The organism is Actinomycetospora atypica (assembly GCF_042653685.1).
Lineage (GTDB): Bacteria > Actinomycetota > Actinomycetes > Mycobacteriales > Pseudonocardiaceae > Actinomycetospora > Actinomycetospora atypica.
The window spans coordinates 87931-97714 of sequence record NZ_JBHSIV010000024.1; the positions used below are offsets into that span (position 1 = coordinate 87931).

At 72.1% G+C, this 9784-nt stretch carries 11 protein-coding genes; 8 read left to right on the forward strand and 3 right to left on the reverse strand.

From position 1 onward, the window contains the following. Positions 1–27 precede the first annotated feature (27 nt). Positions 28–819 (reverse strand): DUF1684 domain-containing protein, encoded by a 792-nt coding sequence (locus ACFPBZ_RS20420; protein WP_378037942.1) that lies wholly within the window; start codon positions 817–819, stop codon positions 28–30. Positions 820–863: 44 nt separating this feature from the next. Further along, positions 864–2336, reverse strand: a complete 1473-nt coding sequence (locus ACFPBZ_RS20425; RefSeq protein ID WP_378037943.1) for an aldehyde dehydrogenase — start codon at positions 2334–2336, stop codon at positions 864–866. Between the two features lie 162 nt (positions 2337–2498). Between ACFPBZ_RS20425 and ACFPBZ_RS20430 the strand changes: the two genes are divergently transcribed. From ACFPBZ_RS20430 to ACFPBZ_RS20445, 4 genes are all read left to right on the forward strand, one after another. Continuing rightward, complete coding sequence (locus tag ACFPBZ_RS20430) at positions 2499–3992, forward strand: amino acid permease (RefSeq protein WP_378037944.1); 1494 nt, start codon at positions 2499–2501, stop codon at positions 3990–3992. 89 nt (positions 3993–4081) lie between these two features. Beyond that, the gene (locus ACFPBZ_RS20435) at positions 4082–4666 is read left to right on the forward strand and encodes a TetR/AcrR family transcriptional regulator (protein WP_378037945.1); all 585 of its coding nucleotides are present in this window, start codon (positions 4082–4084) and stop codon (positions 4664–4666) included. After that, the gene (locus ACFPBZ_RS20440; protein WP_378037946.1) at positions 4663–5412 is read left to right on the forward strand and encodes a maleylpyruvate isomerase family mycothiol-dependent enzyme; all 750 of its coding nucleotides are present in this window, start codon (positions 4663–4665) and stop codon (positions 5410–5412) included. The genes ACFPBZ_RS20435 and ACFPBZ_RS20440 overlap by 4 nt, the downstream gene beginning before the upstream one ends. Before the next feature lie 29 nt (positions 5413–5441). Further along, positions 5442–5885: an ester cyclase gene (locus ACFPBZ_RS20445; protein ID WP_378037947.1), complete on the forward strand. Its 444-nt coding sequence runs from the start codon at positions 5442–5444 to the stop codon at positions 5883–5885. Here ACFPBZ_RS20445 and ACFPBZ_RS20450 read toward each other — a convergent pair. Next, positions 5882–6721, reverse strand: coding sequence for a tryptophan 2,3-dioxygenase (locus ACFPBZ_RS20450; RefSeq protein ID WP_378037948.1), 840 nt, complete (start codon positions 6719–6721; stop codon positions 5882–5884). The genes ACFPBZ_RS20445 and ACFPBZ_RS20450 overlap by 4 nt on opposite strands. Before the next feature lie 199 nt (positions 6722–6920). Here ACFPBZ_RS20450 and ACFPBZ_RS20455 point away from each other — a divergent pair, with 199 nt between their 5' ends. From ACFPBZ_RS20455 to ACFPBZ_RS20470, 4 genes are read left to right on the forward strand one after another with little or no spacing between them, the layout of a single operon-like run. After that, positions 6921–8042: a TIGR03617 family F420-dependent LLM class oxidoreductase gene (locus tag ACFPBZ_RS20455; protein ID WP_378037949.1), complete on the forward strand. Its 1122-nt coding sequence runs from the start codon at positions 6921–6923 to the stop codon at positions 8040–8042. Further along, the gene (locus ACFPBZ_RS20460; RefSeq protein ID WP_378037950.1) at positions 8032–8811 is read left to right on the forward strand and encodes a crotonase/enoyl-CoA hydratase family protein; all 780 of its coding nucleotides are present in this window, start codon (positions 8032–8034) and stop codon (positions 8809–8811) included. The genes ACFPBZ_RS20455 and ACFPBZ_RS20460 overlap by 11 nt, the downstream gene beginning before the upstream one ends. A gap of 48 nt (positions 8812–8859) precedes the next feature. After that, positions 8860–9198, forward strand: coding sequence for a hypothetical protein (locus ACFPBZ_RS20465; RefSeq protein ID WP_378037951.1), 339 nt, complete (start codon positions 8860–8862; stop codon positions 9196–9198). A 10-nt stretch (positions 9199–9208) separates the two neighbouring features. Then, entirely contained in the window at positions 9209–9718 is a 510-nt protein-coding gene (locus ACFPBZ_RS20470) for a phosphohydrolase (RefSeq protein ID WP_378037952.1), read from the forward strand. Positions 9719–9784: the final 66 nt, after the last annotated feature.

Below are 9784 nucleotides of genomic sequence, written 5' to 3' on the forward strand. Positions count from 1 at the left end.
CACCCTTTCCGCCCGAAGGCGTCAACCTCAGGCGGGTGAGCGCTCCCCCGCCTCGACGGCCACGTCGAGCACGTTGCCCTCGGGCGGCAGCGGGCAGGTGGCGAACGCGGTGAAGGCGCAGGGCAGGTTGACCGTGCGGTTCAGGTCGACCGTGACCGTCCCGTCGGGCTCCGGGTCGGCCGTGCGCAGGATGCGCCCGCCGCCGTAGGTGCTGACGCCGCTGGTGGCGTCGCGGAAGTGCAGCGAGAGCCCGTCGGGCTTGCCCGCGAGCGCGACGAGCCGGTGCTCGGTGCCGTCGAGCTCGAAGGTCACCGTCCCCACGGCGGTCGGGAAGTGCTGCAGTCCGTCGACGACCGCGCCGACCGTGATCCGCTGCGGCTCGGCGTAGGGCTCGAACCGCCCGGCCAGCACCCAGCGCCCGTCGACCGGGAACGTCGGGACCCCGGTGAAGGTCTGCCGCGTGGCCGCCTCGGGGTCGCGGACCCGCAGCGCGTAGGCGTTCGTGCGCCGCGCGAGCTCCACCACCTTCTCCCCGACGGTGACGAGCACCCCGGGCGCCCCGTCGACCGGGGTCACGCTGCGGGTGCCGTCGACCGTCGTGCCCTCGACCTCGACGCCGTCGGCGGCCGCCGCGGTGATCTCGACCGTGCCGTCGCCGGGCGCGCTCCACGTCCCGGGGAGGCCGTCGATCGTCCGCGGGGTCGCCTCGAGCCACTCCAGCGCCGTGAGCGCGAGCCAGCCGTGGGGCTCGCGCAGCGTCGCCTCGCGCTCGTCGTGCCAGCGCTGCCAGTCGGTCCGCAGGTCCACCGTCGCCGTCATACCGATCCCAACCCCGGGGCCTTCCCGACGATTCCGTTCAGGCCCTAGCCCAAGGTGAACGGGTCCCGGGTCCCGCCGGTCAGCTCGACCCACACCGACTTGGTCTCCAGGTACGGATCGAGCCCCGCGTGCCCGTTCTCGCGCCCGAGGCCCGACATCTTGTAGCCGCCGAACGGCACGCTCGGCGCCACCGCGCGGTAGGCGTTGATCCACACCGTGCCCGCCCGGATGCGCGCGGCGATCCGGTGACCGCGGTGGATGTCCTTGGTCCAGACCGCGCCGGCCAGGCCGTACGGGGTGTCGTTGGCGAGCTTCACCGCCTCGTCCTCGTCGGTGAACGTCACCGCGGCGAGCACCGGACCGAAGACCTCCTCGCGGAAGACCGTGTCGGTCGGCTTCACGCTCAGCACGGTCGGCCGGACGAAGTAGCCGCCCAGGCTGTCCTCGGCCGCGCCGCCGTACTCGACCGTCGCGCCCTCCTCCTTCGCGGTGGAGAGGTAGCCGAGCACCTTCTCGTACTGCGGCCCGTTCGCCACCGGCCCCATCTCGGTGTCCTCGCCGAAGGGGTCGCCCAGCACGATCTGCGACGCGCGCTCGGCGACGAGCCGGACGAGCTCGTCGTGCACGTCGGCGTGGACGATCAGCCGGGAGCCCGCCATGCAGGTCTGGCCGGTCGCGGCAAAGACCCCCGCGACGAGGCCGTTGGCGGCGGCCTGCAGGTCGGCGTCGGGGAACACGACCTGCGGGGACTTGCCGCCGAGCTCGAGGGTGACGGGGTTGAGGTTGTCCATCGCGGCGTGGCCGACCTTGATGCCGGTGGCCGTCGAGCCGGTGAAGGCGACCTTGTCGACCCCGGGGTGCGCGGCGAGGTGGCCGCCGACCTCCCCGCGGGCGGTGGTGACGACGTTGACCACGCCCGCCGGGATGCCGGCCTGCTCGATGAGCTCGGCGAACCCCAGGGTCGATCCCGGAGCGTGCTCGGAGGGCTTCACGACGACGGTGCAGCCGGCCGCGAGGGCGGGCGCGACCTTCCAGCTCATCAGCAGCAGCGGGGAGTTCCACGGCGTGATGCAGGCGACGACCCCGACGGGCTCGCGGCGCGTGTAGACGAGGTAGTTCGGGTTCGGCACCGGGGGCTGCGTGCCCTCGATCGCCGTCGCGAGCCCCGCGTAGTAGTGGTACCAGCCGCCGAGGGCGTTGAGCTGGCCGAGCATCTCCCGGTAGAGCTTCCCGGAGTCGTTCACCTCGAGCCGCGCCAGGCGCTCGGCGTTCTGCGTGATCAGGTCGCCGAGGCGGCGCAGGCACGCGGCCCGGCCGAACGGCGTCATCGCGCCCCACTCGCCGTCGAAGGCGGCGCGGGCCGCGGCGACGGCGGCGTCGATGTCGTCGGTGTCCCCGTCGGGGATCACCGCCCACGACTGCCCGGTGTAGGGGTTCTCCGACTCGAAGGTCTTCCCCGAGATCGCGCCGACGGGCTTGCCGCCGATCAGCATCTGCAGCTGTTCGAGGTCGCTCACGAGGGTCCTCCCGCGTGGTGGGTCGCTGGCGCGCCCACTCTGCCAGGGCTCTGCTCCACACGAACGTCATCGCCCGACGCGCGGTTATTGCAAGCGCTTACTAAGGTCCCGCCGCGAGTCCCCGGACGTACGCGTCGGGAGGGGCCGTCGAAGGAGGGCTCCATGGCAGGACCGGTGACCGACACCAGCAGCGCCGACAGCTACGACGCGGGCCTGTCCCACGAGGACGAGGGCTACCAGAAGGGCCTCAAGCCGCGGCAGGTCCAGATGATCGCGATCGGCGGGGCGATCGGCACCGGGCTGTTCCTGGGGGCCGGCGGGCGGCTCGCGAGCGCCGGGCCGGGACTGTTCCTCGTCTACGCGTTCTGCGGCGTGTTCGTCTTCCTGATCCTGCGCGCGCTCGGCGAGCTGGTGCTGCACCGGCCTTCGTCGGGATCGTTCGTCTCCTACGCCCGTGAGTTCTACGGCGAGAAGGCCGCCTACGTCGCGGGGTGGCTGTACTTCCTCAACTGGGCGATGACCTCGATCGTCGACACCACCGCCATCGCGACCTACATGCACTACTGGGGCGCGTTCCAGGCGATCCCGCAGTGGACGATCGCCCTGGTCGCGCTGCTGATCGTCCTGACGATGAACCTCATCTCGGTCAAGCTCTTCGGCGAGATCGAGTTCTGGGCCGCGATCATCAAGGTGGTCGCGCTGGTGGCGTTCCTGGTGATCGGCACCGTGTTCCTGGCCGGGCGCTTCGACGTCGAGGGCCGCCCCACCGGCTTCGGCATGGTGGGCGACTCCGGAGGCCTGTTCCCCTCGGGGATCCTGCCCCTGGTCATCGTCATCAGCGGCGTCGTGTTCGCGTACGCCGCGGTGGAGCTGGTGGGCACGGCGGCCGGGGAGACCGAGAACCCGGAGAAGATCATGCCGCGAGCCATCAACTCGGTGGTCTTCCGGATCGCGGTCTTCTACGTCGGGTCGCTCGTACTGCTCGCCCTGCTGCTGCCCTACACGCTCTACTCGAAGTCCGAGAGCCCGTTCGTCACGTTCTTCGCCCACATCGGCGTGAGCGGCTCCGGCACCGTCATGAACCTCGTCGTGCTCACCGCGGCACTCTCCAGCCTCAACGCCGGGCTCTACTCCACGGGCCGCATCCTGCGCTCGATGGCGATGAACGGGAGCGCGCCGTCGTTCACCGCGCGAATGACGGGCAACGGCGTCCCGTGGGGCGGCATCGTCCTGACCTCCTGCATCACGCTGCTCGGGGTCGGGCTCAACGCGCTGAACCCGGGCGAGGCCTTCGAGATCGTCCTGAACATGGCCTCGCTCGGGGTCATCGCCTCCTGGGCGACGATCGTGCTCTGCCAGATCAAGCTCTATGCGTGGTGGAAGCAGGGACGGGTGCACCGGCCCGCGTTCCGGATGCCCGGCGCCCCGTGGTCGGGATGGCTGACCCTCGCGTTCCTGCTCGCCGTCCTGGTGCTGACCGGGTTCGACTACCCCATCGGCACCTACACGCTGGCGACGATCGTGGTGATCGTCCCGGCGCTCGTCGTCGGGTGGTTCCTGTGCCGGGAGAAGATCCGGCTGGCCGCTCTGGAGCGCAACGCGATCACGGGCAGGTACCCGGTGGTCGCCGAGCGACCCGACCGCGACGACGACTAGGGGAGCCGCGCACCGCGGTCGGCCCTTGACGTATCTATCGGCGATAGGCAAACTGCCTATCGCCGATAGGTGCGTGAGAGGGGGTTTCCGTGGTGGTCAGCAAGGTCGCGCAGCGTCGAGAGGTCAAGATCGCCTCGATCGTCGACGCGGCCTGGGCTCTGGCGCGTGAGCGCGGCATCCAGCTGGTCTCGCTGCGGGACCTGGCCCGGGAGGTCGGCATGCGGCAGCCCTCGCTGTACGCCTACTTCGACTCCAAGGACGCCCTCTACGACGCGATGTTCGCCGACGGCAACCGGCAGCTGCTGGCGACGCTCGACGCGATCGACCGACCCGCCGACCCGCGGGCGGCGCTGAAGGCCTACCTCGGTGCCTTCGCCGACTTCGCCGTCGCGGACCCGGCGCGCAACTCCCTGCTCTTCCGCCGGGTGATCCCCGGCTTCGAGCCGAGTGCCGAGTCCTACGCCGTGGCCCGGGAAGCGCTCGGCCGCGTCCTCGGCGTGATGAACGCGGCCGGCGTGACCGACGGCGGCGACATCGACTGCCTCGTCGCGATCACCGCCGGCCTGATCGAGGCCCAGCTGAGCAACGATCCGGGCGGGGACCGCTGGCTCCGCCACCTCGACCGCATGATCGATCTCCTGGTCGACGACGCCACGGAAGGGACGACCCGATGACGACCACGAGTTCCAGCGGATTCACCCGCATCACCCGCGGGGAGGCCCGCGTCCTCGCGTCGGCCGAGTTCGAGAGGTTCGCGGCCCTCGCCGCCTCGCTGACCCCGGAGGAGCGGACCACCGACACCGACTGCGTCGGCTGGACCGTCCGCACGATGGTCCTCCATGTCCTCGGCTCCGCCGATGCGCAGGCATCGCCGTCGGTCTTCCTGCACCAGCTGCGCCACGGGCTCCCGCTCAACAAGGAGATCGACTCCCACCACTGGGTCGACGGCCTCAACGAGCTGCAGGTCCGCGAGCGGGCCGGACTCGGCGACGACGAGGTGGTCGCGCAGCTCCGGGCGGTCGGCGAGAAGGCGGTCAGGGGCCGGTTCGGCACACCCCTGCCCCTGCGCTACGTCCCGGTCCCGTTCGGCGACCCGATCGGCTGGAAGCCGGTGAACTACCTGCTCGAGGTGGGCTTCACCCGCGACGTCTGGGCCCACCGCATCGACGTCCACGCCGCGATCGGCCGACCCATGGAGCTGACCCGCGACCACGACGGACGCCTGGTCGCCGACATCGTGCGGGAGTGGGCGGAGCTCCACGGAGAAGCGTTCGACCTGCACCTGACCGGGGTCGCGGGCGGCACCTTCAGCCAGGGCGCGGGCGGCGAGCACGTCGAGATGGACGCGCTCGACTTCGTCCGCACCCTCTCCGGACGACTCTCCGGCGATGGCGTCATGCGCCACCCGCTGCCGCTCTAGACCCGATCCTCCACCGGAAGGAAGACATCGTGACCTCCACGACCACCGGCCCTGCCGTCGAGCAGGACCTCCGGGTGCTCGCCCGACGTTTCATCGACGACGTCATCAACGCCCAGGACCTGGACGGAGCCCTGGTCGAGATGGTCGCCGAGGACTTCGTCGAGCTGAACCCGCTGCCCGGCCAGGGGCCCGGCCGCGCCGGCCTGGCCGATGTCCTCCGCATGATGTTCGACGGCTTCCCCGACCTCCACTGGACGCTCCACGACACCCTCGTCGAGGGCGACCGGGTGCTGAGCTTCTCCACCTGGACCGGCACGCACCGAGGCGAGTTCCTGGGCATCCCGGCGACCGGACGCACCGCCACGGTCGAGGCGTGGACGATCGACCGCTACCGCGACGGGATCTTCGTCGAGAGTCGCATCATCATGGACGTCGCCGGACTCCTCGGCCAGCTCGGCGTCCTGGGGAACTAGAGGGCCGTGCGCACCGCGTAGAGCTCGGGGAAGAAGGTGAGCTCGAGGGCCCGGCGCAGGAACCCGGCACCGCTCGAGCCACCGGTCCCCCGGCGGAAGCCGATGGTGCGCTCGACGGTCTTGAGGTGGCGGAAGCGCCAGAACTGCATGTTCTCCTCGAGGTCGACGAGCTCCTCGCAGGCCTCGTAGACGTCCCAGTACCGCGCGGGGTCGGCGTAGATCCCGCGGAACACCTCGACGAGGCCCTCGTTCTCGACGTGCGCCTTCGTCACGTCCCGCTCCAGGAGCTCCACCGGCACGGGGTGCCCGCGCCGGGCCAGGAACCGGAGGAACTCGTCGTACAGGCTGGGGCGCTCGAGCGCCCCGCTCAGGAGCGTCGTCGCGGAGGCGTCCTCGGCGAACAGGTCGAGCATCGCGGCGTTCTTGTTGCCGAGCAGGAACTCGAGCGCCCGGTACTGGTAGCTCTGGAAGCCCGACGAGGTCCCGAGGAAGCTCCGGAACTCCCCGTACTCGCTCGGCGTCAGCGTGGCGAGCACCGACCACTGCTCGATCAGCTGGTGCTGCACGTGCTTCACACGAGCAAGCCGCTTGAGCGACCGGGCGAGCTCGTCGGCGGCGAGGTCGTCGCACGCCGAGGTGAGCTCGTGGAGCGCGAGCTTGAGCCACAGCTCCGAGGTCTGGTGCTGGATGACGAACAGCAGCTCGTCGTGGTGGTCGCTGCGCGGCTGCTGGGCGGTCAGGAGCTCGTCGAGGTGCAGGTAGCCGCCGTAGGACAGGTTCTCGGTGAAGTCCCGGACGATGCCCGGTTCCAGCGGGCGGGTGTTGTCGCCGGTCATCGGTAGTCGCCGGTCATCGGGGCAGCTCCTCGCCACAGCGCGGACAGGTCCCGGACGAGGGTTCGTCCGGATCGGGCATGGCACCGCACGCCGGGCACAGCAGATGGGCCCAGCAGACCGGGTCGCCGCCCTCGTCTTCGGCGCTCATGGGTCCATCGTGCCTGCCACACTTCCTCGACGCGTCACGACGAGGAGGTCGGTGCCCGTGCGCCTGGAGACCCTGCTCCCGCTCGGCAAGGTCGATCCCGGGCTCCGCGCCCCGGCGACCCCGCTCGACCTCGGCGCGGTCGCCGAGACCGCCCGCTTCCTCGAGGGGATCGGCTACGGCGGGCTCGCGGTCGAGGAGACCAAGGACGACCCGTTCGTCGTGCTCGCCCTCGCCGCCGCGGCGACCACCACCCTGCGCACGACGACCGCCGTCGCCATCGCCTTCCCCCGCAGCCCCACGGTGATGGCGCTGCAGGCCTGGACGCAGCAGAAGCTCTCCGGCGGCCGGTTCACGCTGGGCCTGGGCACGCAGGTGCGGGGGCACGTCCGGCGGCGCTACGGGATGGAGTGGCACCCGCCGGCCCCGTGGATGCGCGAGTACGTGCAGGCCATGCGCGCGGTCTGGGACACCTGGCAGCACGGCACCCCGCTGGCGCACTCGGGCGAGCGGTACCAGCTCGACCTCATGGTGCCGCTGTTCGACGCCGGGCCGATCGAGCACCCCGACGTCCCGGTGCAGCTCGCCGCGGTGAACACGAACATGTGCGCGGTGGCGGGCGAGGTCGCCGACGGGGTCCGCCCCCACCCGGTGTGCACCCCGAGCTACATCGCCGAGGTCATGCTCCCCGCCGTGCGCCGGGGCGCCGCCCGCTCGGGCCGCCCGCTCGACGACTTCCGCGTGTGCATGAAGCCGCTGGTCGCCTCCGCGCGGACCGGGGCCGAGCTGGAGCGCAAGGTCGAGGACGCCCGGGCCCGGATCGCCTTCTACGCCTCCACCCCCGGCTACCGCGCCGCCTTCGACCACCTCGGCCTCTCCGACCTCGCCTCCGAGGCCAAGGAGCTCTCGAAGGCCCAGCGGTGGGAGGAGCTGCCCGCGATGATCGACGACGAGACGCTGCACCGGTTCGTCGTGATCGGCACGCACGACGAGATCGGCGAGCGGCTCCTCGAGCGCTACGCCGGGGTGGTCACCGACGTCGAGTTCTCGATCGCCGTCGCCGACGACACCGACCGTGCCGCGCTCGCCGACCTCGCCGCCGTGGTGCAGGGTGCCGACGACTCGGCCGCCCGCGCCGAGATCGCGACGGGAAGGCAGGCCACCGATGTCCGATGAGGTCCACGTCGAGACCGCCGACGCGGTCACCGTCATCACGATCGACCGGCCGAAGGCGCTCAACGCGCTCAACGCGGCCGTGGCCGCCGGCCTGGGCGCCGCACTGCAGGCGGCCGACGACGACGAGGCGGTGCGGGCGATCGTCGTGACGGGCACCGGGCGGGCGTTCAGCGCGGGTGCCGACCTCAAGGCGGTCGCGGCGGGCGAGTCGCTGCTCGACCCCGACCACCCCGAGTGGGGCTTCGGCGGGTTCGCCCGGCACCCGATCGCCACGCCGACGATCGCCGCGGTCAACGGGCTCGCGTTCGGCGGCGGCCTCGAGCTGATGCTCTCGTGCGACCTCGCGGTGGTCGACGAGGAGGCGAAGCTCGGCCTGCCCGAGGTGACGCGGGGCCTCGTCGCGGGCGCCGGCGGCCTCATCCGCCTCCCGCAGCTCGTCCCGCGGGCCGTCGCGCTGGAGATCGCGATGACGGGCGCGCCGATCAGCGCCGCGCGGGCCTACGAGCTGGGCCTGGTCAACCGGGTCGCGCCCGCCGGGACCGCCCTCGACGTCGCCCGCTCCCTCGCGGCGACGATCGCGGCGAACGCGCCGGTGGCGGTCCGGGAGTCCAAGGCGCTCATGGGGCGCGCCGCCCACGCCGACGAGCTCGGCGACGACGTCTGGGCCGACAACACCCGCGTGATGATGACCGTGTTCTCCAGCGAGGACGCGAAGGAGGGCCCGCGGGCGTTCGCCGAGAAGCGCACCCCGCAGTGGCGGGGTCGCTGAGTAGTCACCCCGTGCCCGCGGCGCCGGGTGGCGGTGAGGATCGGCGTCATGTCCGTGGTGCTGTCGCTGAGCGCGTTCGCGATGATCGTCCTCGGTGGGCTGTTCTCGGTGGCGGCCCTGATCCCGTTCGCGATGGCGAACGACGACCCCGCCTGCGGTCCGCTCGTCCGGAACGGCCTGCTGCAGCTCCCCGCCTACGTGGGGCTGTGGGTATGGCTGGTCCTCGGGGTGCGGCGGGCGCTGCGGGCGGCGCACGAGGTCTCTCCCGGCGGCGGGGCGCTCGCCTGGCTCGTCTACGCCGGAGGCGTGGTGGTCACGATGGCGGCGTTCTTCGCCCTGGCGAAGATCGACCTGGTGATCGCGGAGCGGCGGCGGGGGAACCGTTAGCGTCGCGGTCGTGCCGTCCTTCTCCGCGTCGCGGGCCCTCGCGGAGACCCTGCTGGCCGACCGGCTCCCCGAGCACTGGCGCCACACGCAGGCCGCGGCCCGCGAGGCTCTGCGCCTGGCCGACCTGCCGGGCGTCGACCGCGAGCCGCTGATCCAGGCCGCCGTCCTGCTCGACGTCGGCCGCTCCCCCGTCGCCGCCCGCACTGGCTTCCCGCCGCTCGACGGCGCCCGCTTCCTCCGCGTGCGGGGCTACGACCGGCGGGTCCAGGCCCTCGTGGCCCACCAGCTGGCGTCGGGGGTGGAGGCCGAGGAGCGCGGGATCGACCTCGGGGGTCTCGAGGACGAGGCGACCCCGACCCGCGACACCCTCTGGTGGTGCGTGCTCGTCGCCGACCTCGCGGCGGCACCCCTGGTGGCCGGCCCCGACGGCCGGGAGGACTTCGGGGGCCGCCGCCGGGACGCCACGCGTGGCGCCGTCTCCCGGACCCGCGAGCTGCTCGGCGGCCTCACCCGCCCCTAGTCGCACGACCGTTCTCGTTCCGGCCGTGACTGTCGGACCTTCGAACTAGTATTCGAGTCATGACCG

Excerpts from the sequence above, each read along its gene's own strand:
- ACFPBZ_RS20430 (WP_378037944.1), top strand. The coding sequence starts at position 2,499 with ATGGCAGGACCGGTGACCGACACCAGCAGCGCCGACAGCTACGACGCG.
- ACFPBZ_RS20440 (WP_378037946.1), top strand. The coding sequence starts at position 4,663 with ATGACGACCACGAGTTCCAGCGGATTCACCCGCATCACCCGCGGGGAG.
- ACFPBZ_RS20420 (WP_378037942.1), bottom strand. The coding sequence starts at position 819 with ATGACGGCGACGGTGGACCTGCGGACCGACTGGCAGCGCTGGCACGAC.
- ACFPBZ_RS20450 (WP_378037948.1), bottom strand. The coding sequence starts at position 6,721 with ATGACCGGCGACAACACCCGCCCGCTGGAACCGGGCATCGTCCGGGAC.
- ACFPBZ_RS20465 (WP_378037951.1), top strand. The coding sequence starts at position 8,860 with ATGTCCGTGGTGCTGTCGCTGAGCGCGTTCGCGATGATCGTCCTCGGT.
- ACFPBZ_RS20460 (WP_378037950.1), top strand. The coding sequence starts at position 8,032 with ATGTCCGATGAGGTCCACGTCGAGACCGCCGACGCGGTCACCGTCATC.